Annotated in this window: 20 protein-coding genes and 1 pseudogene; 9 read left to right on the forward strand and 12 right to left on the reverse strand. The window is 75.1% G+C overall.

Features of this window, described 5'->3' with window-relative positions:
• The first annotated feature begins 6 nt into the window (after positions 1-6).
• Both DNK53_RS10525 and DNK53_RS10530 read left to right on the forward strand, forming a co-directional pair.
• Positions 7-1,431 (forward strand): WS/DGAT/MGAT family O-acyltransferase, encoded by a 1,425-nt coding sequence (locus DNK53_RS10525; RefSeq protein ID WP_110182187.1) that lies wholly within the window; start codon positions 7-9, stop codon positions 1,429-1,431.
• Positions 1,432-1,585: 154 nt separating this feature from the next.
• Positions 1,586-2,428: a DUF559 domain-containing protein gene (locus DNK53_RS10530; protein WP_162599885.1), complete on the forward strand. Its 843-nt coding sequence runs from the start codon at positions 1,586-1,588 to the stop codon at positions 2,426-2,428.
• Between the two features lie 98 nt (positions 2,429-2,526).
• On the opposite strand, the gene DNK53_RS10535 is transcribed toward DNK53_RS10530, so the two are convergent.
• Entirely contained in the window at positions 2,527-3,717 is a 1,191-nt protein-coding gene (locus DNK53_RS10535; protein ID WP_239456474.1) for a site-specific DNA-methyltransferase, read from the reverse strand.
• A gap of 25 nt (positions 3,718-3,742) precedes the next feature.
• On the opposite strand from DNK53_RS10535, the gene DNK53_RS10540 reads away from it, so the two are divergent.
• Positions 3,743-5,089 (forward strand): phosphodiester glycosidase family protein, encoded by a 1,347-nt coding sequence (locus DNK53_RS10540; protein WP_239456475.1) that lies wholly within the window; start codon positions 3,743-3,745, stop codon positions 5,087-5,089.
• A 3-nt stretch (positions 5,090-5,092) separates the two neighbouring features.
• On the forward strand, positions 5,093-5,659 hold the full coding sequence (locus tag DNK53_RS10545; protein WP_110182191.1) for a mismatch-specific DNA-glycosylase: 567 nt from the start codon (positions 5,093-5,095) through the stop codon (positions 5,657-5,659).
• Between the two features lie 564 nt (positions 5,660-6,223).
• On the opposite strand, the gene DNK53_RS10550 is transcribed toward DNK53_RS10545, so the two are convergent.
• Both DNK53_RS10550 and DNK53_RS10555 read right to left on the reverse strand, forming a co-directional pair.
• Entirely contained in the window at positions 6,224-6,868 is a 645-nt protein-coding gene (locus DNK53_RS10550; RefSeq protein ID WP_110182192.1) for a hypothetical protein, read from the reverse strand.
• A 121-nt stretch (positions 6,869-6,989) separates the two neighbouring features.
• Positions 6,990-7,880 carry a calcium-binding protein gene (locus tag DNK53_RS10555; protein ID WP_162599886.1) on the reverse strand — a complete coding sequence of 297 codons (891 nt, stop codon included), beginning with the start codon at positions 7,878-7,880 and terminating at the stop codon, positions 6,990-6,992.
• A gap of 229 nt (positions 7,881-8,109) precedes the next feature.
• Between DNK53_RS10555 and DNK53_RS10560 the strand changes: the two genes are divergently transcribed.
• Positions 8,110-9,165 (forward strand): GTP pyrophosphokinase, encoded by a 1,056-nt coding sequence (locus DNK53_RS10560; protein ID WP_275425747.1) that lies wholly within the window; start codon positions 8,110-8,112, stop codon positions 9,163-9,165.
• 211 nt (positions 9,166-9,376) lie between these two features.
• On the opposite strand, the gene DNK53_RS17785 is transcribed toward DNK53_RS10560, so the two are convergent.
• The 4 genes from DNK53_RS17785 to cysS all read right to left on the reverse strand — a co-directional run bounded on the left by DNK53_RS17785 (position 9,377) and on the right by cysS (position 14,481).
• Complete coding sequence (locus tag DNK53_RS17785; RefSeq protein WP_204163854.1) at positions 9,377-10,336, reverse strand: hypothetical protein; 960 nt, start codon at positions 10,334-10,336, stop codon at positions 9,377-9,379.
• 122 nt (positions 10,337-10,458) lie between these two features.
• The gene (locus tag DNK53_RS10570) at positions 10,459-12,042 is read right to left on the reverse strand and encodes a metallophosphoesterase family protein (RefSeq protein ID WP_204163855.1); all 1,584 of its coding nucleotides are present in this window, start codon (positions 12,040-12,042) and stop codon (positions 10,459-10,461) included.
• 43 nt (positions 12,043-12,085) lie between these two features.
• Positions 12,086-13,042 carry a 23S rRNA (guanosine(2251)-2'-O)-methyltransferase RlmB gene (gene rlmB / locus DNK53_RS10575; RefSeq protein ID WP_110182194.1) on the reverse strand — a complete coding sequence of 319 codons (957 nt, stop codon included), beginning with the start codon at positions 13,040-13,042 and terminating at the stop codon, positions 12,086-12,088.
• An 8-nt stretch (positions 13,043-13,050) separates the two neighbouring features.
• Positions 13,051-14,481, reverse strand: coding sequence for a cysteine--tRNA ligase (cysS, locus tag DNK53_RS10580; RefSeq protein ID WP_110182195.1), 1,431 nt, complete (start codon positions 14,479-14,481; stop codon positions 13,051-13,053).
• 87 nt (positions 14,482-14,568) lie between these two features.
• Here cysS and DNK53_RS10585 point away from each other — a divergent pair, with 87 nt between their 5' ends.
• Positions 14,569-15,861, forward strand: coding sequence for a peptidase C39 family protein (locus tag DNK53_RS10585; protein ID WP_110182196.1), 1,293 nt, complete (start codon positions 14,569-14,571; stop codon positions 15,859-15,861).
• Between the two features lie 23 nt (positions 15,862-15,884).
• On the opposite strand, the gene DNK53_RS10590 is transcribed toward DNK53_RS10585, so the two are convergent.
• The gene (locus DNK53_RS10590; protein WP_110182197.1) at positions 15,885-17,468 is read right to left on the reverse strand and encodes a molybdopterin-dependent oxidoreductase; all 1,584 of its coding nucleotides are present in this window, start codon (positions 17,466-17,468) and stop codon (positions 15,885-15,887) included.
• 33 nt (positions 17,469-17,501) lie between these two features.
• On the opposite strand from DNK53_RS10590, the gene ispF reads away from it, so the two are divergent.
• Both ispF and DNK53_RS10600 read left to right on the forward strand, forming a co-directional pair.
• The gene (gene ispF, locus DNK53_RS10595) at positions 17,502-18,029 is read left to right on the forward strand and encodes a 2-C-methyl-D-erythritol 2,4-cyclodiphosphate synthase (protein WP_275425748.1); all 528 of its coding nucleotides are present in this window, start codon (positions 17,502-17,504) and stop codon (positions 18,027-18,029) included.
• On the forward strand, positions 18,026-18,982 hold the full coding sequence (locus DNK53_RS10600; RefSeq protein ID WP_110182198.1) for an alpha/beta fold hydrolase: 957 nt from the start codon (positions 18,026-18,028) through the stop codon (positions 18,980-18,982). The genes ispF and DNK53_RS10600 overlap by 4 nt, the downstream gene beginning before the upstream one ends.
• Here the strand turns inward: DNK53_RS10600 and DNK53_RS10605 are convergent.
• From DNK53_RS10605 to DNK53_RS17790, 4 genes are all read right to left on the reverse strand, one after another.
• Entirely contained in the window at positions 18,961-20,079 is a 1,119-nt protein-coding gene (locus DNK53_RS10605) for a uroporphyrinogen-III synthase (RefSeq protein ID WP_110182199.1), read from the reverse strand. The genes DNK53_RS10600 and DNK53_RS10605 overlap by 22 nt on opposite strands.
• Positions 20,066-20,428 carry a nitrite reductase small subunit NirD gene (gene nirD / locus DNK53_RS10610; protein WP_110182200.1) on the reverse strand — a complete coding sequence of 121 codons (363 nt, stop codon included), beginning with the start codon at positions 20,426-20,428 and terminating at the stop codon, positions 20,066-20,068. The genes DNK53_RS10605 and nirD overlap by 14 nt, the downstream gene beginning before the upstream one ends.
• Positions 20,425-23,061: a nitrite reductase large subunit NirB gene (nirB, locus tag DNK53_RS10615; protein ID WP_110182201.1), complete on the reverse strand. Its 2,637-nt coding sequence runs from the start codon at positions 23,059-23,061 to the stop codon at positions 20,425-20,427. The genes nirD and nirB overlap by 4 nt, the downstream gene beginning before the upstream one ends.
• A 123-nt stretch (positions 23,062-23,184) precedes the next feature.
• Positions 23,185-23,364 carry a hypothetical protein gene (locus DNK53_RS17790; RefSeq protein ID WP_110182202.1) on the reverse strand — a complete coding sequence of 60 codons (180 nt, stop codon included), beginning with the start codon at positions 23,362-23,364 and terminating at the stop codon, positions 23,185-23,187.
• Between the two features lie 26 nt (positions 23,365-23,390).
• Here DNK53_RS17790 and soxR point away from each other — a divergent pair.
• Positions 23,391-23,813, forward strand: a pseudogene (gene soxR, locus DNK53_RS10625) (redox-sensitive transcriptional activator SoxR); the annotation flags it as partial.
• Position 23,814: the final 1 nt, after the last annotated feature.

Consider the following 23,814-nt stretch of genomic DNA (forward strand, 5'->3'; position numbering starts at 1 on the left):
CGGGCGATGGTCTCCCCCGTCGACCCGACCGCCCTCGGGTTCCTCATGGTCGAGAGCCGGCAGATGCCCATGCACGTCGGCGGGCTCCACCTCTTCGCCCGGCCCGACGACGCCGGCCGCGGCTACGTGCGCCACCTCGTCGAGCAGCTGCGCACCGTGCCGGAGATGTCGCCGCTCTACCTGCGCCACCCGCAGCGGTCGCTGCGCACCGCGGGCCAGCTCGTCTGGGAGACCGACCGACACTTCGACATCGAGCACCACGTCCGGCACAACGCGCTGCCCCGGCCGGGCCGGACCCGCGAGCTGCTCGAGCTGGTCAGCCGCCTGCACTCCACGCGGCTGCCGTGGGAGCGCCCGTTGTGGGAGTCCCACGTGATCGAGGGGCTCCGCGACGGCCGGGTGGCGATCTACCACAAGGTCCACCACGCGCTGATGGACGGCGTCTCCGCCATGCGGCTGACCAACCGGGTGCTCAGCGACGACCCCGACGACCGCGGCACCCTGCCCCCCTGGGCCCGGCACGCCGACCTCCCGGACCCCGCCGACCCCGCGGCCCCCCGCGGCGGTGCACCCGCGGACGACCGCGAGGGGCCGTCGTACGTGCCCGTGGCGGCCCTGCGCACCGCCCTCGGGATGGCGGCCGAGGCGGCCGGACTGCCCTCGGCGCTCGTCCGCACCCTCTCCCGCTCGGTGCGCCACGAGACCTCGACCCTCTCGCTGCACGCTCCGCGCACGATGCTCAACCAGCAGATCACCGGGGCCCGCCGGTTCGCCGCGCAGGACTGGCCGCTGGAGCGGCTGCACGCGGTCGGCCGGGCCAGCGGCACCACGGTCAACGACGTGGTGGTGGCGATGTGCGCAGGGATGCTGCGCCGCTACCTCCTGCAGCACGACGACCTGCCGCGGCAGAGCCTCGTCGCGATGGTCCCGGTGGGCCTCAAGGCGAAGGAGTCGCACCTCCCCTCGGCCCGCGGGGGCAACGCCGTCGGCGCGGTGATGGTCCGGCTCGCCACCGAGGTCGGCGACCCGGCCAGCCGGCTCCGCGCGGTGCACGAGTCGATGGCGTCCGGCAAGGCCGCCCTGGCCCAGATGACCCCGCTGCAGGTGGTGGCGATGAGCGGGCTCGGCCAGGTGCCGGCGCTCCTGCCGGTGGTGCTGGGGATGAGCGGCCTCACCGGACCGGCGTACAACGTCATCATCAGCAACGTGCCCGGCCCGACCGCGCCGAAGTACTTCAATGGCGCCCGGCTGCTCGGCACCTACCCGGCCTCGATCCCCATCCACGGCACCGCCCTCAACATCACCTGCACCTCCTACGCGGGCTCGATGTGCTTCGGGCTCACCGGCTGCCGGCGCACCGTGCCCCGCCTGCAGGTGATGCTCGGCATGCTCGACGACGAGCTGACCGCCCTCGAGCGCGCCGTGGCCTGACGGCTCGCGTTGGTGGCGGCCCCGCCGGGGCCTGCCCGACAGGAGGTACGCCGCGACCCGCCGTACGTCGTCGGCGTGCCGCGCCGTTCGTCCTGTCGGGAGGACCTGTGCACAACGCCCGCACCCACCCCCTGGGCTGCACCAGACTCGACGCGTGGGGGTGGAGGAGGCGCTGCGACGGCTCGGCGGCGTCGCTTCCACGGCCGAGCTGGTCACCCTGACCTCCCGGCGCCGCCTGCACACCGCGGTCCGGTCCGGGCTGGTGGTCCGCGCCGGCCGTGGCCGCTACGTCCTGGGCAGCACCCCGGCCCACCGGGCCGCCGCCGTCCGACTGCACGGCGTCCTCTCGCACACCGACGCGGCGCTGCACTGGGGCTGGAAGGTGAAGGTGCCGCCGGACCTGCCGCACGTCACTGTCAGCCCCCGCCGCCACCTGCGCCGGGGCGACCACCCGGCCGTGCACCTGCACTGGCGGGCCGTCCGGGACGACGAGGCCCGCGGCGGCGTGACCACGCCACTGCGGACCGCCCTCGACTGCGCCCGCGACCTGCCCTTCGACGAGGCGCTCGCCGTCGTCGACTCGGCGCTGCGGCAGCGCGCGGTGTGCGGCGCGACGCTCCGCGCGGCGGCCGCCGACCTCCGCGGACCCGGATCGGCACGCGCCCGGCGGGTCGTCGCCCTCGCGGACGGGCGCGCCGCCAACCCGTTCGAGTCGGTCCTGCGCGCCCTCGCCGTGGAGGCTGGGCTGACCGTCCTCCCCCAGCACGCGATCAACGTCGGGGGCCTCGTGCTGCACCCCGACCTGGCCGACCCCGCCCGCCTGCTGGTGCTGGAGGCCGACTCGTGGACCCACCACGCCGGCCACGCCGAGCACGACCAGGACTGCACGCGCTACAACGCGCTCGTCGTGGCGGGCTGGCGGGTGCTGCGCTTCACCTGGCGCCAGGTGATGCTCCAGCCCGGGTACGTGCGTGCCGTCCTGGCGGCCCTCGTCTGAACGCCTGCCTGGCCGGCCCGCAGGACAGGAGGTACGCCGCGACCCGCCGTACGTCGTCGGCGAGCCGCGCCGTTCGTCCTGTCGGGAGGGCCGGAGCCTCAGCGCTCCTCGAACCCGCCCCCCAGTCGCTCGGCGACGGCCCGCAGCCGGGCCCGGGTGACGTCGGCGACCGTGGCCAGCCCGGCGTGCTCCGCGTGCGAGCCCGGCCGGACGGGCTCGGCGGAGTTGACGGAGAGGCACTGGCGACTGCCGCCGTCCTCCAGGTTGGCCAGGGCCACGGCGTGGCCGGTGGTGCCGCTGCCCGCGAACGGGTCGAGCACCCGGGCGTCGGACGGCATGGTCCGCAGGATCCGCCGGAGCAGCCCGGTGGGCTTGGGCGACTCGAAGACGTGGCCGACCAGCTCCTTGACCTCGGCGACGGCCGTGTCGGTGGAGCCCACCTCCGCGGCGTGCCAGATGGTGCGCAGCTTCTTGCGACGCCCTCCCGGCCGCTCGAGCCAGTCGCGCTGGAAGACGTCGACCCGGGGCCCGCGCAGCCCGCGGATCTCCCGGCAGACCAGGTCGTCGGGCCGCGCTGCGATGAGCGGCCGGGACCACCGCCACACGGCGGGCGCCCCGTCGCCGAAGACGGGGCGGACCTCCACCGAGCCCGGGAAGGGGTCGAGGGCCACCCGGCCGCCGTCGGGGTCGCCGTGCACCGGGAAGTGGAGCGTGGGAGCGGTCCGGGGGTTGAACTTCTTGTTGGTGTTGCGCAGCGGGAGGTGCCGGAACCGCCGCCCGTCGGCGGCCACCTCGGGGAAGTCGTCGGGGTCCACCGCGTCGGGGCTCGAGGCGTCGAGCGCGCAGCGGCGGGCGTCGCGGGCGTAGACCAGGAGGTACTCGTGGTCGGTGGCGAAGCCGCGGCCCAGCTGGCGCCCCTTGGGGTTGAGGTTGACCACGACCTGGGCCAGGAAGTTCTCCTCGCCGAGGACCTCGTCCATCAGCAGCCGCAGGCGCGCCCCCTCGTGGTCGTCGATGCTCACGAAGACGGCACCCTCGGGCGAGAGCACGCGGTGCACCTGCTCGAGCCGGGGGCGCATCATCTCCAGCCAGGCCCGGTGCCGTCCGGCGAGGCCGCCGCGGGTGGTGCGGAAGCGGTCGGCGTACGCGAAGTCGTTGCCGGTGTTGTACGGCGGGTCGGCGTAGACGAGGTCGGTCGAGCCGGCGTCGAGCCCCGTCATCACGTCGAGGTTGTCCCCCTCGACGAAGGTGTTCCACACGCCCACGACCAGCAGGTTAGTGCTCGTCACTCCTGTCACACCTACTCTGGAGCCCATGCCTTCACCGACACGCATGAACGCACCCGTCCGCCGGACCCTGCGCGGCACCGTGGCCGGCCTCGCCGTGGGCTCCTGCACCCTGGCCCTGGCCGCCCCCACCGCCACCGCGCAGGAGCGGCCCGACCGACCGGCCACCGACGCGGTCGCCGACCTCCTGGCGGCCGACGCCGGGCGCGCCACGGGAGAGCGCGCCCCCGGCACCGGCACCGCCCAGGACCCCCGCCACGCCAGCGACGGCAAGGCCGGGTGGGTCGCCGCCCCGAGCCCTGCCGCCCGCCGCGCCCCCGCCACCCTGATCTCCGAGCAGAGCTGGAGCATGGCCCCCGGGATCGACTACCGGACGTGGGACCAGCTCGAGCCGCGGGGCCCCTCGATCCCGCAGACCGTCCGCTTCCAGCTGGTCACCGTCGACATCGTCAACCCCGCCAACAGCTTCGACCTGCTCTCGACCGAGAAGGTCGCCGCGGGCACGACGGTCCACAAGATGGCCGAGGCGACCGGCGCGGTCGCGGCGGTCAACGGCGACTTCTTCGACATCGGCGACACCGGCGCCCCCCTCGGGGTCGGCCGGGCCCGCAAGGGCGGGCTGCGCCACGCCCCCGAGTCCGGGTGGAACAGCAGCTTCTGGGTCGACGGCAACGGCCGGCCCCACGTGGGCGAGCTCCCGTTCGTCGGGAAGTTCCGCAACAACAAGCACCCCAACATCACGTTCTCCGGGTTCAACTCCCCCGTCGTCCCGCGCGGCGGCGTGGGCGTCTACACCGCCAAGTGGGGCAAGACCCGGGGCTACTCGGTCACCGACGGGGCCAAGCGGGCCCGCCAGGTCGTCATCCGCAAGGGCCGGGTGGTCTCCAACCGCTACGGGCTGACCTCGGGCAAGAAGATCCAGGGCAAGCTGCTGGTCGGCCGCGGCGCCGGCGCGGGCCTGCTGAAGCGGCTGAGGAAGGGCGAGCGGCTCGGCCTCAAGTGGCGGGTCAAGGGCTCCCCCAAGGTCGCCGTCTCGGGTGACCGGCCGCTGCTCGTCGACGGGCAGCGCGTCGTCGTCAACGACCAGCTCATGCACCCCCGCACCGCGGTCGGGATCGACGAGGACGCCAACAAGGTCCTCATCCTCACCGTCGACGGCCGGCAGGCCCACAGCCGCGGCTACACGATGGTCGAGCTGGCCAACATGATGACGGCGCTCGGCGCCGAGAACGCGATCAACCTCGACGGCGGCGGCTCGACCACGATGGTCGCGCACTCCCCGACGGGCGAGCTCTCGGTCCTCAACTCGCCCTCCGACGGTGCGCAGCGCCGGGTCCCCAACGGCCTGGGTGTCTTCTCCAACCCGATCAGCTGACGCGTGGCCAGGTTCACCCGGGCCGAGCTCGAGGAGTTCCGGGACGCCGAGGTCCCTGACCTGCTCGGTGCCGACGTGCGGCTCCTCTTCGTCGGGATCAACCCCGGGCTGTGGACCGCGGCCACCCAGACGCACTTCGCACACCCGGTCAACCGCTTCTACCCCGCACTGCACCTGGCGGGGATCCTCGAGCGTCGGATCGACCCGGCGGCCGGGATGACGGAGGAGGACCGCGACCACCTCAGGGCCCGTGGCCTGGGCATCACCAACCTGGTGCCCCGGGCCACGGCCCGGGCCGACGAGCTGACCGCCGAGGAGCTGGCGGCCGGCGGTGCGCGGCTCCGCGAGCTCGTCGCCCGGGTCCGGCCGCGGGTGGTGGCGGTCCTCGGGATCACCGCCTACCGGTCGGCCTTCGGGGCCCGCAAGGCCGTGACCGGGCGCCAGCTGGAGCCGCTCGCCGGCGCCGAGCTCTGGGTGCTGCCCAACCCCTCGGGCCTCAACGCCCACCAGACCGTGGCCACGCTGGCGGAGGCGTACGCCGCCCCCGCGCGCGCCGCGGGCGTCCTCTGACCCGAGTCCTCCGGCGCCGCCGGGACCGGGCCGCGCGCGTCAGCCTGTGGAGGAGCCCGGCCGCGCCGCGGGCTGTGGAGGGGCGCCGGGCGGGCCGACCCGCGACGGCCACGCTGGCGCCATGACCACCCACGACTCCCCCACCGCCGCCCAAGCCGCCTGGCGCCTGCACGTCCGCCGGCTCGGCTTCCCGCACCGGCCGGGCACCGACCTCGCGGGGTGTTCCGTCTGGCTGAGGTACACCTGGGAGGGGCGCCGCCCCTCCCCGCTCGTCGAGGTCACCGACGCGGTCCGGCCGCCCTCCGGCGAGCGGCTCGCCGCGCTGGGCGGCTTCCTCCTCGAGCTGGAGCGGCAGCTCGCCGGCCCGGCGGCGGCCCGGGCGACCGGGCTCTCGGTCCTGCGCACCCGACCGGGCGGGGGCGGTCCCGGGGCGGACGACCGGGCGTGGCTCTCAGCCCTCGCGACGGCGGCCGAGGAGGTCGGGCTTTCGTGCGTGGCCGCCTGCTTCGCCAGCCGGGACGAGTTCAGCGTGCTGGGCCCGGCCGACCCCCTGGTCGTGCCGGCTCAGCGCGGGTCCGGCACCTCGACGGTCGTCACGAGGCTGGTGAGCACCGGCCGCCGGGGAGCGGAGCTGAACCCGAACCGGCACGGCGGGTCGAGCGGGGCCAGGGAGCCCAGCCGGTCGCCGTCGAACCGGCCGGCGGCCGAGTCGATGCCGCGCACGTCGGTGGCGCCGTAGAACTCGCGTCGTCCCCCGCCGGCGCTGCCGCGGGTCCGCACGCCGCGCACGAGCAGCCGCGCCACCGGGTCGGTGACGCGGGTCCAGGCCGGGGCCGTGGCGACCCGGTCGGGGACGAGGGAGACGGCGACCCCGAGCGCGGTGCGCCGCCCCACCCCGCACGAGAGCTGCAGGGAGGGGGTGCTCACCTCCCAGCGCAGCCGGCCGGCGGGCAGGCCGTCGCGCCCGGTCCCCGAGGCCACGTCGACGTCGACGGGCTCGATCCGCACCTCGTCGAAGGTGTAGGTCGCGGCGACGAAGTCGGCCACCTCCGGGCGCGGCGCCAAGAGCACCCGGTGCCCGGAGGCGGTCTCCACCATCACGTCGGCGAAGGCCCCCAACGGGGAGTGCTCCCAGCGACCCACGACCGCGCGGAGGCCGCTCGTGGTGCCCACGCCGGCGATCTGTCCCTGGAACCGCGCCCGTGCCATGACGGCGACGGTAGCCCGGGGGCGGGCACGGCCGCGGTCACGGCGTGGTCAGGGCCTGGTCAGGGCGCGGTCAGGGCACGGTCACGGCCCGGTCACCGCCCGGTCAGGGCGTGGCCGTCCCTCAGTAGGGCCAGCCAGCGGGGGCGACGTCCACGACCGAGACGGACTCGCAGTCCTTGCCGTCCCACTTGTTGACCAGCCCGATCTTGTCGGCCGAGTCGATCGAGCCCACGTAGATGACCTGGTCGTAGCCCTCCTGGCAGTAGATCTGGTCGTACTCGCCGTCGTTGAGGACGTAGTAGATGTCGTCGCCCTCCTCCGAGTAGCCCTCGTCGGAGCCGGGGCCCAGGAAGATCAGGTCGTTGCCCGGGTCGCCGGTGATCTGGTCGTTGCCGGGGCCGTCGATGATGACGTCGTCGCCCGGACCGCCGTCCAGCTCGTCGTCGCCCGGCCCCCCGTCGACGCGGTCGATGCCGTCACCGCCCGAGACGTGGTCGTTGCCCTCGCCGCCGAAGACCTGGTCGTCGCCCACGGCGCCCATGAGGCCGCCGACCTTCTCGCCGCGGCGGGCCGCGTCGTCCCCGGCCCCACCCAGGATCACGTCGTTGCCCGGGCCGCCCGAGACCGTGTCGTTGCCGTCACCGGCGTCGAGCGTGTCGTTGCCGACCATGCCGTCGAGGGAGTCGTCCCCCGCCTCGCCCCACGCGACGTCGTCGCCGGCGTGCAGGAGGATCGCGTCGGCGTCGGCGCCGCCCCAGGCCTGGTCGTTGCCGCCGTGGCCGTTGAGGCGGTCGTTGCCGGCGTCGCCGTAGAGCCGGTCGTCACCGGCGTTGCCGTCGGCCTGGTCGTTCCCCGGGCCGCCGAGCAGGCTGTCGTCGCCCGGGTGGCCGAAGAGGCGGTCGTCGCCGCCCCGGCCCTTGAGGACGTCGTCCCCGGCGAGCGCCTTGATGACGTTGCCCTTCTTGTTGCCGGTCAGGACGTCGTCGCCCTTCGTGGCCTTCTTCGCCGCCACCGCGGGGGCGGCGAGGCAGAGGGCGAGGAGGAGCAGCGGGACGAGGAGCAGTGAGCGGCGAATGGGGTGCCTCCCGGGGCCGGTACGGGTGCCGTGTGGACGCGTCGTCCACGAGGCCGGAGTTTCAGTATCACCAAGTCTGGGGATTGACACAGATCAACGATGCAGAAACCGCAGCTGGTCTGGGCCAGTGTCAGCGCGGTGTGGACCGGGCGGGCAGGCTGTTCCCATGGCAGAGCCGGAAGAGTCGTCCCCCGCCTCCGTCCCGTCCCCCGAGGTACCGGTGCGCGAGGCCGTCCGCAGGTACGCCGCCATGCAGCCCGGCCTGGTGGTCCCGACCCAGCGGCTGGTCGAGCTGGTCACCGGGCTGCTCGACGAGGCCGGGATCAACTACCTCTCGGTGGACGGACGCACCAAGACCGTGGCCTCGTTCGCCGCGAAGGCGGCGCGCCTGGCGGCCGCCGAGCCCGAGGACGTCGACCCCCTCACCGAGATCACCGACCAGGTCGGGGTCCGCGTCATCACCTACGTGCACGGCGACGTCGCCGCCGTCGCACAGCTCCTCGACGACGAGCTCCGCGTCGTCGACGACCGCGACCTCGGCGTCGAGACGGCCCGGCAAGGACGCTTCGGCTACTCCAGCCGGCACCTCCTCGTCGAGGTTCCCGACCCCGCCCCCGACGGCTTCCAGGACCTCGCGGGGATGCGCGCCAGCATCCAGGTCCGGACCGTCCTCCAGCACGCGTGGGCGGAGTTCGAGCACGACATCCGCTACAAGGGCACCGTCCCCGAGGAGCACGCACCCGACCTCGACCGGCGCTTCACGCTGGCGGCCGGCCTGCTGGAGCTCGCCGACCAGGAGTTCTCCGCGATCCGGGCGCGGCTGCAGGAGGCGGCCAACGTCCTGCCCGCCGAGACGGAGCAGGACCCGAACGACCCGCGGATCAGCGGCCAGGAGCTGGCCGCCTTCCTGGCGGCGCAGTACGCCGACGCCGGCTGGTCGCACACCGACCACTACGGGTGGATCGCGGGGCTCGTCCTGGAGCTGGGCATCACCTCGCTGGACGAGCTCGGCGCCCTCCTCACGTCGGTGGACCCCGAGGCGGTCATCCGGCGGATGGGGTACCGCTACCCCGCGGGGGCCGTCCGCCGCCTGGACGACGCCCTCCTCGCGATCTTCGGCGAGCAGTACGTCGGGCTCACCGGCAACGCGCACCGGGTCCCGCTGCTGCGGGCGCGGCTGGAGAAGCTCGTCGACCACCCCGAGGAGCCGGCTGCTCCCTGAGCCCCGGCACCGGACCGACACCCCGACCCGTCAGCGGCCTGTCGGCCGGCGCGTCGCCGACCCGTCACCCGGCCGGCCGTCCGGACGCAGAACCGCCGGGCGCGGGTCCTGAGGACCTGCGCCCGGCGGTGGCCCGGTGCCGGCACGACGGGGGGACGGGGCCGGCGACCGTGGGAGGGGGTGAGAGGGAGGTACCCCTCACCCTCGCCCCCTATGCCTGCGAATCCGACCCGGTCCCGGAACCGGCACCGGGGAGCGGCAGCTGCGGCTCGGCCGGAGCGGCCGGCGGGGCGGACGCCCCAGCGGTGACGGGCGCGGCGGGCGCCGCCCCCTCGGGGGTCGAGGGCTGCTGCGCCGGGGCCTTCTCGGCGGGCGCCTTCTTCGCGGCGGGCGCCTTCTTCACGGCCGAGGCCTTCTTCGCGGCCGGCGCCTTCTTCGCAGCCGGGGCCTTCTTGGCGGCGGGCGCCTTCTTCGCGGCGGGCTTCGTCTCGGTCGCCTTCCCCTCGGCGACCGGCGCCGACGCAGGCTCGGGCACGCTGGTGTCCACGTCGGAGGCCGCCGCCACCTGGGCGATCGCGGCCGGCACGGGCTTGTCCTTCGCGACCTTCGCGGGCGCCTTCCGGGACGGCAGCTTCCCACCCGGGGAGTCGGACGAGGCCTTCTTCGCCGGAGACTTCTTCGCGGCCGGGGCCTGCTTCGCCACCGGTGCCGCCGTCGCGGGAGCAGCCTTCGCGGCCGGAGCCGCAGTCGCGGGAGCAGTCTTGGCCGGAGCAGCCTTGGCGGGGGCCTTCTTCGCGGCCGGAGCAGCCTTCGCGGGGGCCTTCTTCGCGGCCGGAGCAGCCTTCGCGGGCGCCGCCTTCACGGGCCTCTTCGCCCGGGGCACCAGCGGGTCGCCGTGGGGGGACGGGGGCGCCGACTCCTCGACGGGGGCCTCGGCCGGCTTCTCCCGGGGGGAGTCCACGGGCCAGGGGGTGTCGACCGAGGCGTCCCCGCGGTCCAGCAGCTGGCCGGCGCGGGCCACCGCACCCCCGACGACCTGACCGGCGAGGCCGACCCCGGTGCCGACGACGTCGCGGACGTCGCCGACGATCTCCTGCACGGTCTCCTGCGGGCGGGTGACGAGGCCGGTCGTGCGGCGAGCCACCTGGGCGAGTGCTTTGCGTGGGTCCATGGTCTCTCCTATACCCGGTTGTGCTCCTCGGCATGGGTGAGGAACAGGCCACATGATCCCCCACCCGTGCCCACCCGCGCGCCGCACCCTCGGCGGTGGACCGCAGCGCTCCCGGCGGGCCCTCAGTCCCGGGGGCGGCCGCCCGCCCGGGAGTCGTCGACCGAGACCCCGGCCTGCCCGGGCTCCTCGGTGGCGACGTACGTCAGCTCCTCCCAGGGCCCCACCAGGAAGCGGCCGTCGGTGCGGACCCGCACCCACTGCAGGCCCACGGGCACCCCGTCCTCGTCGTAGGTCACCAGCGTCATCTCCGCGTCCCGCCGGGGCTTGCTGCCGACCGCGATCGCGTACGCCGCCCCGCCGGTGGTGCCGTTGGTCCAGGAGTAGCCCACCTCGCCCTCGGGGCCGACCACCTCGTCGGGCCCGTTCTGCACGTGCAGGTGGCCGCCGACGGCCAGGTCGGCGCAGCCCCGCTCCAGGGCCTCCCGGGCCAGCTTGACGTCGTGGACCAGCAGCGTGTTGATCCGCTCCTCGGAGTCGCAGGCCGTCTCGGCGAGGCGCTCCTCGACCTCGCCGAAGGTCAGCCCCGTCTCGTCGCGCCAGCTGCCGAGCCCGCTGCTGCGCGGGTCGCCGACGCCGAGGATCCGCCCGCCGGCGGGCCCCTCCTCCACCTCGCCGACCAGCCGGGTCCACCCCAGGTCGTCGAAGTACTCCCCCACGAACTCGCCGTGGTCGTGGTTGCCGGTCACCACCCACCGGTCGAGGTCGTCGAACGCCCGGTCGAACGAGTCCAGCGAGAAGGCCTCCCAGGGCTTGCCGGTCGAGGTGTCGTCGCCGGCGCCCAGCACGCCGGTGGCCCCCGCCCGGTCGGCGACCGCCCGCGCGACCCGGTCCATCCCGACGTTGTCGTGCCGGTCGGAGACCAGCAGCACGACGGTCTCGTCCTCGTCGGGCTCGCGCACCTCGACCTCGGCCGCGGCCTCGGCGGCGGCGTCGTACCACTCCTGGCTCTTGGTGTAGGTGTCGACCGCGCTCGCGATCAGGCGCTTGGTCTGGTTGGCGGTGACGTCGGCGCGCACCTCGATCCGCCGCGCCCCCTCGGGCAGCGGCACCCCGTCGCCCAGGAACTCCGCGAGCGGGATCCAGCTGCGGCTGCGGTCCACCGGCGCGTCCTCGCCGTACCAGGGCTGCCAGAGCGCCACCACCACCGCGACCACCAGTCCCGCCCCCAGCAGCGGGCGCGGGCGCAGCGTCCGCAGGTCCTGCAGCAGGTCGCGCCGGCGGGCCCGGCCGAGCAGCAGGTAGGTGAGCACCGGGACGGCGCCCACCGCCAGCCCGCGCAGCGCGGAGGCGAGCGCCATCTCCACGACGAGCCCCTGCACCTTCGCGATCTGGGCGTCGGCGCTCGAGGCGATCAGCGCGTAGCGGTCGAAGAGCTCGTCGGTCGACTCCACGTCGGTCTTGCCGAGCGCGATCCGGACCCCGATGCCACCGGGCACGTCGGTGCGCACGTCGGGCAGGACGGGCCCGGTGACGAGGACGACGTGCCCCTCCAGCGTCGGCGTGACGACGGCGTCGTGGCCCGCCAGCACCGTGGTGCGGCTGCTGCTGAGGAAGAGCGCGGAGCCGACCGCGACCGCGACCAGTCCCCAGATGCCGAGGAGCAGGGTCCAGCGCAGCACGGCGGAGGGCTCGGGTCGCGAGGGCATCACCCCCACGGTAGCCAAGGGCCGCTCACGCCCCCGGCTCGGCTCAGGCGCGCGCCTGCGAGATCGCGTAGAGCGCCACCGACGCCGCGACCCCCGCGTTGAGCGACTCCAGGCTGTTGACCATCGGGATCGAGACGAGCGCGTCGCAGGTCTCGGCCACCAGACGGGAGAGCCCCTTGCCCTCCGACCCGACGACCAGCACCAGCGGCCCCTCCGCGAGCCCGCCCTCGGCGGCCAGCTCGGGCAGCGAGACGGTGCCCTCCGCGTCGAGGCCGACCACCATGCACCCGGCCTCCTGGTAGGCCTTCAGCTGGCGCACCAGGTTGACCGCCTGGGCGACGGGGGTGCGCGCGGCGGCGCCGGCCGAGGTCTTCCAGGCAGACGCGGTCATCCCGGCGGCCCGGCGCTCGGGCACCAGCACGCCGTGCGCGCCGAAGCCGGAGGCGGAGCGGACGACCGCGCCGAGGTTGCGCGGGTCGGTGACGGAGTCCAGCGCCACCACGAGCGGCGGCTCCTCGGCCTCCGCCGCCCGGTCGAGCAGGTCGTCGGCGTGCGCGTACTCGTAGGGCGGGATCCGGGCGGCGAGCCCCTGGTGCACGGCGCCGCCGGTCATCCGGTCCATCTCGTTGCGGGTCACCTCGAGCAGGGAGAGGCCCTGCTCGGCCGCGAGCTTGAAGGCCTCGCGGAGCCGGCCGTCGCGCTCGGCGCCCTCGGCGACGTAGACGCCCGTCACGGGGACGCCCGCCCGCAGCACCTCGACGACGCTGTTGCGCCCCGCCACCCACTCGGCGTCGGTGCTCTTCGTCGTACGGCGCCGCGGCCTGGCCGCGTCGCGCTCCGAGCGCTGCTTGGCCTTGTGCGCCTTGTGGTAGGGCCGGTCCTCCGCCTTCGGCGTGGGGCCCTTGCCCTCGAGGCCACGCTTGACGCGCCCGCCGGACCCGACCGTGGGGCCCTTCTTGGACTTCCGGATGGAGCCCTTGCGCTGTGAGTTGCCCGCCATGTCCTCGTTCAGTCCTTCCCGTGCGCCTGGGCCAGCGACCAGCGCGGCCCCGACGGGGTGTCCTCGATCTCGATGCCGGCCGCCTTCAGACGGTCCCGGAGGCCGTCGGCGGTGGCGAAGTCCTTCGCGGCGCGGGCCGCGGCCCGCTCCTCCAGCAGTCCGGCGACGAGCACGTCGACGGCCTCGGTCAGGCGGGTGGTGGCGGCCTCGTCGCCGCCGCCCCAGGCGGGGTCGGCGGGGTGCAGGCCCAGCACGTCGAGCATCGCGAGCACCCGCGCGGCCACGGGGGCGGCGTCGGCCCCGTCGGCCAGCAGGCGGTTGCCGTCGCGGACGGTGTCGTGCAGCACGGCGACCGCCGCGGGGGTGCCCAGGTCGTCGTCCATCGCGGCGACGAAGGCCTCCGGCAGGTCGGCGAGGACGACGCTGCCGGCCTCGCCCGCCACCCCGGCGCGCTCGAGGAACGCCTCCACCCGGCGGAAGCCGGTGACGGCCTCGTCGAGGGCGTCGAAGGAGAACTCGACGTGGCTGCGGTAGTGGGCGGCCACCAGGTAGTAGCGCAGCTCGATCCCGCGGTAGCGCTCGAGCACCGCCGGGATGGTCAGGCTGTTGCCCAGCGACTTGCTCATCTTCTCGCCGGCGGTGGTGATCCAGGCGTTGTGCATCCAGTACGCCGCGAAGGGGTGCCCCGCCGCGCGCGACTGGGCCTGCTCGTTCTCGTGGTGCGGGAACCGCAGGTCCATGCCGCCGCCGTGGATGTCGAAGGCCGTGCCGAGGTACTTGCCGGCCATCGCCGAGCACTCGATGTGCCAGCCCGGCCGCCCTCGCCCCCACGGGGAGGGCCACGAGGCGGTGGCGGGCTCGCGGTCGACCTTCCAGCCCTTCCACAGCGCGAAGTCGCGCGGGTCGCGCTTGCCGCGCGGGTCGGCGTCCTCCGCGGCCTCCATGTCGTCGATCCGCTGCCGGGTCAGCTCGCCGTACGTCGGCCAGGAGCGGACGTCGAAGTAGACGTCGCCGGAGCCGTCCTCGGCCGGGTAGGCGTGGCCGCGCTCGACGAGCGCCTCGATCAGCTCGACCATCTCGGGCACGTGGCCGGTGGCGGCCGGCTCGTACGTCGGCGGGGCGACGTTGAGCGCGGCGTACGCCCGGTCGAGCTCGCGGTGCATCTCGTAGGCGAGGTTGTACCAGGGACGCCCCTGCTCCTCGGCCTTGGCGAGGATCTTGTCGTCGATGTCGGTGGTGTTGCGGATGAAGGTGACGTCGTAGCCCCGGACCCGCAGCCAGCGCTGCAACACGTCGAAGTTGACGCCGGAGCGGACGTGGCCCACGTGCGGCTCCGACTGCACCGTCAGCCCGCAGACGTAGAGGCCGACCTTCCCCTCCTGCAGCGGGACGAAGTCGCGCACCTCGCGCGAGGCGGTGTCGTGGAGCCTGAGAGTCACGCGGGCCAGTCTAGGGGTGGCGGAGCCGCCTCCCGGCATCGCGGAAGTCGGTGACGGGTGGGACTGGTGTGACGTATCGTCCCCGAGGTGACCCGCCTGTCCCGCACCGCCCCCCGCACCCCCTCCCGTGCTCCTTCCCGCGCCACCGCCCGCGCTTCGGGGCCCCGGCTCGTGGCAGCCGCCGCGGCCCTGGCCCTGCCGCTCTCCGCCGCCGTGCCGCTGGCCGCGGCTCCGGCCTCCGCAGGCGACGACGCGGACGCCTCGGCCCGCCGCTCGGCGACGCAGGTCGCGGACACCTCGTTCGACGCGGGCCACGAGCTGCGGCCCGGCAGCCGCAACGGCACCCGGATCGCCCGCGGCTCCGTGCGGCTCAAGAAGCCCACCAAGCAGCGGACGTACGACGGCCGTCGCTACGACGTGGGCGTCTGGACCTCGCCGTGGGTCGCGCCCGGCTTCGGCTTCACCGAGCTCATCCCCTCCTGGCAGGCGACGACCCCCGGCGACAGCTGGGTGGAGGTGAAGGCGCGCGTCCAGGCCGCCGACGGGTCGACCGGCTCCTGGGACACCGTCGCCCGGTGGACGTCCGGCACCAGGGGGATCCGGAGGACCACCCTGGGCAGCCAGGACGACGACCTCGCCCGCGTCGCCACCGACACCGTGAAGGTCGCCGACCCCGCGGGCGCGACCGGGTGGCAGCTCAAGGTCCAGCTGGTGCGGCGCCAGGGGACGAAGGCGGCGCCGTCGCTGGACCGGGTCGGCGCCATGGCAAGCCGGGTCGCGCCGCGCGGCGCGACCTCGCAGCCCGGCCCGGGGGCGGGCACCGTCCTCGACGTCCCGACGTACTCGCAGATGACGCACCGCGGCCACTACCCGCAGTGGGGCAACGGCGGCGAGGCCTGGTGCTCCCCCACCTCGCTGGCCATGGTGCTCGACTTCTACGGCGTGCTGCCTGAGGCGGCCCGCAGCTTCGGCGGCGGCCACACCGACGCCGTCGTCGACCACACCGCGCAGCAGGTCTACGACCACGGGTACCGCGGCACCGGCAACTGGGCCTTCAACACCGCCTACGCCGGTACGCTGCTCCCCCGCACCCGGGTGACCCGGCTGCCCGACCTGCGCGCGGCCGAGGAGCACGTCGCCGCCGGCACCCCGCTGATCGTCTCGGTGGCCTTCGGTCCCGGCCAGCTGCCCGGCGCGCCCATCTCCTCCACCGCCGGCCACCTCATGGTCGTGGTGGGCTTCACCGCGACCGGCGACGTGGTGGTCAACGACCCGGCCGCGTCCAGCAACGCCGGCGTGCGGCGGACCTACCCCCGCGCGCAGTTCGAGCAGGTCTGGCTGGACGGCTCCGGCGGCCTCACCTACGTCCTGGAGGACTGAGCCCTCCTCTCTCCGGTCGCGGGTCAGTCGTCCTCGTCGGAGGCGCTGAACCCGACCTCGTGCCACCCGGTGGCGCCGTCCGGGACCACGTCGCGGCGCACCCCGGTCTGCACCTCCCCGCGCTTGTCGCGGGCCCGGACCCGCAGCACGTGGTCGCCCGGACCGACCTCGACCGTCGCCGCCCACTGGACCCAGGTGTCGTTGGTCCGCGGCAGGGCCACCTCCGCCGACTGCCAGTCGCCGCCGTCGACCGCGACCTCGACCGCGGAGATGCCGACGTGCTGGTGCCAGGCCATGCCGCCCACCCGCACGGAGCCGGCCGGCACGGTGTCGCCGGCCGAGGGGACGTCGATCCGGGAGCCGAGCCGCACCGGGGCCTGCTCGGCCCAGCCGCGCTGCGTCCAGAAGGCGTCGACGTCGACGAAGCGGGTGACCTCCCAGTCGACGACCCACTTGCAGGCCGAGGTGAACCCGTAGAGGCCGGGCACGATCGTCCGGGCGGGGAAGCCGTGCTCCAGCGGCAGCGGCTCGCCGTTCATCGCCACCGCCACCATGGCGTCGCGCACGTCGGTCATCGCGCTCAGGGGGGTGCTGCAGTTCCATCCGTCGTCGGAGGTCTGCAGGACCGCGTCGGCGTCGGGCAGCGGCCGGGCCATCCGGAGCAGCCGCTCGGTCAGCACCCCGCTCCACCACGCGTTGCCGATCAGCGGGCCGGCGACCGGGTTGGAGACGCAGTTGAGCGTGATCCACGCCTCGGTCAGCTCCATGTCGATGAGCTGCTGGTAGGTCAGCACCACCTCGCGCTCGACCATCCCGTGGATCCGCAGCCGCCACTGGGACGGGTCGATCGTGGGCACCGCCAGGGTGGTGTCGATCCGGTAGAAGTCCTCGTTGGGCGTCTGCCAGCTCGTCACCCCCGGCACGTCGACGCGGGCGCGCGGCGGCGGGTCGCGGTCGGTGACGCCCGGGATCCGCACCAGGCGCCGGCTCTCCTGGATCGCCCGCTTGCGGTTGCCGACGACCCGCCCGAAGGTCGTCGCGGCGACCGCCAGCACCACGGTGGCGCCGAGACCCGCCAGCAGCCCGCGCCGCCCGGGCGCGGCACCGGTGCGCCCCTCGGGCGAGCTGTGCCCCTCGGTCTCCCCTGCGGTCTCCGCTGCGGTCTCCCCGGCGGGGCTCGCGGGGCCGGCCAGCCTGACCAGCAGCGCCTGGCAGAGCAGCGAGGTGGCCAGGCCGACGCCGATCGGCACCGCGTCCACCATCCCGGCACCGCGCTGCAGCTGGACCGCCAGCAGCCCGGCGCCCGCCAGCAGCACCCAGACCAGCACGGAGCGCCACCAGCCGCGCGGCCAGGCCCAGCCGGCGGCGACGAAGCCGGCGAGCAGGACCAGCACCACGAGCAGCATGAGCACCGGCTTGTCGGCCGGGCCCAAGGTCTCGATCGCCCACTCCACGACCGCGCCGGGGGTGAACCGGACGACCAGCTCGGCCGCCGCCACCAGGGGTGGGTCCCGGATGGTCAGCGCCTTGGCCGCGAGGTAGCTCGTCGCGAGCCCGGCGACCCCGGCGGCGACGCCGAGGAGGCCCCACGGGCGAGACGTCTGCATGAGGAGGATTGTGGCTCAGGCATCATCGTCGGCGTGAGCCCCCGTCCCACGCACCCCCGTCCGTCCCTGCCCCGGGTGGGCATCGGCACCGACGTGCACCGCCTGGTCGCCGGCGTCCCGATGCACCTGGCCGGGCTCGCCTGGCCCGGGGAGAGCCACGGGCTCGAGGGCCACTCCGACGCCGACGTCGCCGCGCACGCGGCGTGCGACGCACTGCTGTCGGCGGCCGGGCTGGGCGACCTGGGGAGCAACTTCGGCACCAGCGAGCCCCGGTGGGCCGGGGCGTCGGGGGCGGCGCTGCTGGCCGAGACGGCGTCCCGGGTCCGGGCCGCCGGGTTCGAGATCGGCAACGTGGCGGTCCAGGTCGTCGGCAACCGGCCGCGGCTGGGCCCCCGCCGCGCCGAGGCCGAGGCGGCGCTGGGCGCCGCGGTCGGCGCCCCCGTCACGGTCTCCGCGACGACCACCGACGGGCTCGGCCTCACGGGCCGCGGCGAGGGCGTGGCCGCCGTGGCCACCGCGCTCGTGGTGGCGGTGGCCGACGACGACGAGGACTCCCCGTGAGGACCTTCGACGGGCTCCAGCTCCACGTCCGGGTCCACGGTCCCGACGCCGGGCGCCGGGCCGACCCCGCCGCGGCCGAGCCGGTCACCGTGGTCCTGGCGCACTGCTGGACCGCGGACCACGACGACTGGCACTACCAGGTGCTCGAGCTGCTCTCCCGCTTCGGCCACGACGTGCGGATCCTCACCTGGGACCACCGCGGCCACGGGCAGTCGGACCCGGCCCCGCGGGAGAGCTGCACCGTCGCCAACCTCGCCCGCGACATGGCCGACCTGGTCGACCTGCACGCGCCGCGCGGCCCACTCGTGCTCGCCGGCCACTCGATCGGCGGGATGGCCCTGATGGCGCTCGCCGAGCACCGGCCCGACCTGGCCGCCCGTGCCGCCGGCGTGCTCCTGGTCTCCACCTCCTCCGGCGGGCTGCACGCCGTCACCCTGGGTCTCCCCGAGCTGGGGCCCCGGGCCAGGGCCCGGATCCCGCAGGTGCTGGAGCTGCGCGCCCGCACGCTCAGCCGCCGCGCGCGCCGCCGTACGCCGACCATCGAGCGCGCCGTCGTCAACCGGTTCCTCTTCGGCGACCCCCTGCGGCCCCGGGACGCCGGCCTGGTCGTCGACCAGCTCATCAACTGCTCCCCCGCGACGATGCGCGGCTTCTACGACGACATGCAGCTCCACGACCGGGCAGCGGCCCTGCAGGCCTACGCCCACGCGCCGACCCGGGTGCTCGTGGGCAGCCGGGACCTGCTCACGCCGGTCCCGCACGCCCGGCGGATCGCCAGCCACCTGCGCCGGTCGCGGCTGGTGATCGCGCCCGGCGCGGGCCACATGCTGCCCCTGGAGCGCAAGGAGCTGGTCACCGAGCACCTGGTCGACCTGGTCCTCGCGGCCCAGGCGGGTCAGGCCGCTCAGGCGGGCCAGTCGGGCCAGGCGGGTCAGCCCAGCGCGAGCCGGTAGCCCCGCTTCACCACGGTCTGGACCGCGGCCGGGCCGATCGCCCGGCGCAGCCGGGCCACCGCCATCTCGACGGCGTGCTCCGAGCCGGCCGTGCCCGACGGCAGCGCCCCGAGCAGCTCGCCCCGGCCGACCACGTGACCGGGCCGCGAGAGCAGGGCGCGCAGGACCGCCTGAGGGGCGGGGGTGAGCCGGACCTCCCCGCCGTCGAGCAGCACCCGCTCCCCGTGCACGCGGAGCACGTGGCCGCCGGCCACCGCGTAGACCAGGCCGTGCCGGCGGGTCGGGAGCTCCTGCTCCAGCAGCGTGACCATGGCGGCGAGCCGCGACCGCCGGGGCCAGCGGGTCGGCACCCCCAGCGGCTGGAGGGCGGCGGCGGTGACTGGCCCGACGCTGGCTGCCAGCACGTCGCCGCGGAACGCCTCCAGCGCCTCCTCGTGGCGCCCGGTCGCCTCGGCGGCGTCGAGGAAGGCGCGGACCGCCGGCGCGGCGGTGAAGGTGACCGCGTCGAGGGCCCGGTCGGCGACGAGGTCGACGAGGTGGAAGGTGGCGGCGGGGTCGGGAGCGGGCTCGACCCGGTAGACCGTGACGACCTGGACTTCGGCCCCCTGGCGCCGCAGCGCGTGCGCCACCATCGAGAGCGACTGCCCGTGCTCCTGGACCACGATCCTCCTGCCCCGCAGGTCGCGGCCCCGCAGGTGCGCCAGGACGTCGTCGAAGCACTCGGAGTCCGGCGACCAGAGCTCGCGCAGCCCGCCCGCGCGCAACGCCCCGACCGTCTTGGGACCGCGGGCGATGATCTCGGTCCGCTCCAGGTGGGCGAGCAGGGCCTCGCGCATCCCCCACTGCTCGACGGCCGCCAGCCACGCCTTCATCCCGACGCCGGTGGTGGCCACCAGCAGGTCGACCGGGCCCGCGAGCACCCCCGCGGTCGCGGCACGCAGCGCCTCGTCCTCGGCGCTGGCCATCCCGGTGCGCAGCACCGGCGCCCAGGTCACCTCGGCGCCGCGGCGCTCCAGCAGCGCGATCTGCTCCTCGGCCTTCCGCGAGGCGGTCACCCCGACCCGGAAGCCCGCGAGCGGACCCTCAGGCGCTGGCACGTCGCTCCTGGCGCGACCCGACCTGGACCACCCCGGACTCGATCCTCACCTCGTAGCTGGCGACGGAGACGTGGTCGTCGTCCAGGCACCGTCCGGTGCGGAGGTCGAAGGCGTGCTTGTGCATCGGGGAGGCCACGAAGTCCACCTCACCACGGGTGCCCACGATCCCGCGAGCCAGCACCGACGCCCGGCTGAACGGGTCGTGGTTCGCCAGGGCGTAGACCCGGTCGTCGTGCGTCCGGAAGAGCGCGACCGCCTGGCCGTGGACCAGCGCCGCGGCGCCGCGCTCGACCTCGAGGTCCTCCAGCCGGCAGACGGGCTCCCACTCCTGCCCGACCGGCGGGGTCACGCCTGCTCCCGCACGCCGATGGTGGCGGCCACGAGCACGGGCTCCGGCGTCCGGCCGCCGCCCGCGCCGGACCCGTCGTCGGGGACCACGGGCTGGATCTGGCCGCGCTCGGTGGTGAAGGCGATGGAGGGGTCCGGCGTCCCGGGGGCGTTGACGAAGGAGACGAACCGGGCCAGCTTGTCCGGGTCCTCCAGGGTGGCCTGCCACTCGTCGCGGTAGGAGCCGATGTGGCGCACCATCGCCGCCTCCAGCTCGGCGCCCAGGCCGAGCTCGTCGTCGACCACGACGGCACGCACCCGGTCGAGCCCCCCGTCCAGCTGCTCGACCCAGGCCGAGGTCCGCTGGAGCCGGTCGGCGGTGCGGACGTAGTACATGAGGAACCGGTCGAGGTAGCGCACCAGGGTCTCGGTGTCGAGGTCGCCGGCGAGCAGCTGCGCGTGGGCGGGGTTGGCCCCGCCGTTGCCGCCGACGTAGAGGTTCCACCCCTTCTCGGTCGCGATCACCCCGAAGTCCTTGCCGCGCGCCTCGGCGCACTCCCGGGCGCAGCCGCTGACCCCGCCCTTGAGCTTGTGCGGCGAGCGCAGCCCCCGGTAGCGCAGCTCCAGCGCGATGGCGAGGCCCACGCTGTCCTGGACGCCGTAGCGGCACCAGGTCGACCCGACGCAGGACTTCACCGTCCGCAGCGACTTGCCGTAGGCGTGACCCGACTCGAAGCCGGCGTCGACCAGCCGTCGCCAGATCTGCGGCAGCTCCTCCATCCGCGCGCCGAAGAGGTCGATCCGCTGGCCGCCGGTGATCTTGGTGTAGAGGTTGAAGTCGCGGGCGACCTCCCCGATCACGATGAGCTTCTCGGGGGTGATCTCGCCGCCGGGGATGCGCGGCACCACGGAGTAGGTGCCGTTGCGCTGGATGTTGGCGAGATAGGCGTCGTTGGTGTCCTGCAGGGCCTTGGTCTCGGCGCCGAGGACGTGCCCGTTGAACTGGCTGGCGAGGATGCTCGCCACGACCGGCTTGCAGACCTCGCAGCCGCGGCCCCGGCCGTGCGCCTCGACCAGGTCGTCGAACCGGCGGTAGCCGTGGACGGCGACGAGGTCGAAGAGCTCCTGGCGGGTGAGCGAGAAGTGCTCGCAGAGCCCCTTGTCGACGACCCGGCCCTGGGCGGCGAAGTGCTCCTCGATGATGTTCTTCACCACCGGGACGCACGAGCCGCAGGTGCTGCCGGCCCTGGTGCAGGACTTCACGCAGGAGAGGTCCTGGCAGGCGTGGGCGCCGTCCTCGTCGAGCGCCACCGCGGAGCCGATCTCGCCCTTGGTCACGTTGTTGCAGGAGCACACCACCGCCTCGTCGGGCAGGCCGAGCTGGGCACCGGCGCCGCTGCGCGCCGGCAGGATCAGCTCCTCGGGGTTGTCGGGCAGCGTGATCCCCGAGGAGACCATCGGGCGGAGCACGCCGTACGCCGACGCGTCGCCGACCAGCACGCCGCCCAGCAGGCGGTGGCCGCCGTCCTCGGCGCGGCCCACCACGAGCTTCTTGTAGACCCCCGCCACCGCGTCGGCGAAGACCAACTCCAGGGCGCCCGGGGTGGTGGCGAAGGCGTCGCCGAAGCTGGCCACGTCGACGCCGAGCAGCTTGAGCTTGGTGGACATGTCGGCGCCGGTGAAGGTCCCCGCCCCCTCGAGCAGGGCGTCGACCACCACCTCGGCCATGGAGTAGCCGGGGGCCACGAGGCCGTACATCACGCCGCCGGGCGCCGCGCACTCGCCGATCGCGAAGACGTGCGGGTCGCTGCTGCGGCACTGCTCGTCGACGAGCACCCCGCCGCGCTCCGCGACGGCCAGGCCGGCGTCGCGGGCCAGCTGGTCGCGCGGCCGGATCCCCGCCGAGAAGACCACGAGCTGCGCCTCGACCCGGCCGCCGCCGGCGAGCGCGAGCCCGGTCACCGCCTCCTCGCCGAGCACCGCCTCGGTGGCGGCGCCGGTGTGCACGGTGACGCCGAGCCCCTCGACGTGGCGGACCAGGGTGCGGCCGCCCGCCTCGTCGAGCTGGACCGGCATCAGCCGGGGGGCCATCTCGACCACGTGGGTCTCCAACCCCAGCTGGACCAGCGCGTTGGCGGCCTCGAGCCCGAGGAGCCCGCCGCCGATCACCACGCCCGAGGTGGCCGTGGCGGCGGCGTCGCGGATGGCGTCGAGGTCCTCGATCGTGCGGTAGACGAAACACCCCGGCAGGTCGCGGCCGGGCACCGGCGGCACGAAGGGAGCGGCGCCGGTGGCCAGCACCAGGGCGTCGTAGCGGACCTGCGTGCCGTCGTCGAGCGCCACGGTCCGGTCCTCGGCGTCGACCCCCGTCACCCGGGTGCCGAGGCGCAGGTCGACGCGCGGGTCGTCGTACCGGCCCGAGGGGAGCAGCGAGAGCTCGTCGGCGCTGGAGGCGGCGAAGTAGGAGGTCAGCGCCACCCGGTCGTACGCCGGGCGGCACTCCTCGCCGACCACGACGACGTCGTGGGTCTCGGTGAGGCCCCGCTCGACCGCCGCCTGCACGAAGCGGTGGCCGACCATGCCGTGCCCGACGACCACGAGGGTCCGGCGCTGGTGGGTCCCGCGCGGGTCTGTCCTGGGGATTCGCTCCGTCATGCCAGAAAACGTAGGTCGGCGATGTTGTCCCCGGCGTTTCTGATTGTTTCGGTCAGGAAAACCCTGGCTCACGACCTCCCGGCCCCGCCCGGCCGGCCTGCCGGACGGCCGGCCGGCCTCCGCTCAGCCCGGCAGCAGCAGCGCCGAGTCGCCGAACTCGTGCCAGAGGTAGCCACCCGCGACGGCCTCGTCGTAGGCCCGCTGCACCACCCCCGGGCGGGTCGAGAAGACGGTCTGGTAGGCGTGCAACGGGTAGGCCCGGTCGAGGTAGCCGTAGGCGACCGGTCGCCCGTGGGTCTCCACACGGGCCGCGAGGTCGCCGTCGACGCGTCGCGGCCTCGGCGCTGCGCTACTACGAGGAGCAGGGCCTGATCTCCTCGACCCGGTCGGCCGGCGGCCAGCGGCGCTACCGGCGCAGCGTGCTGCGTCGGCTCGCGTTCATCCGCGCGGCCTCCAACGTCGGCCTGACCCTCGAGGAGATCCGCGCCGAGCTCGCCACCCTCCCCGACCACCGCAACCCCACGAAGGCCGACTGGCACCGCATCTCGCGGCACTGGCGGGGGCGGATCGAGGAGCAGATCGCCGCGCTCGAGCGGCTCCGGGACGGGTTCGAGGGGTGCATCGGCTGCGGGTGCCTGAGCCTGCGTCGCTGCGGCTTCGCCAACCCCGGCGACGTGGCGGCCGCCTCCCCCGAGAGCCCGGGGGCGGCGTTCCTCCCGCGGGCCTTGCGCCGCCCGGCCCCCGAGCGCTAGG

The sequence above is a fragment of the Nocardioides solisilvae genome, from assembly GCF_003194625.1.
GTDB lineage: Bacteria > Actinomycetota > Actinomycetes > Propionibacteriales > Nocardioidaceae > Nocardioides > Nocardioides solisilvae.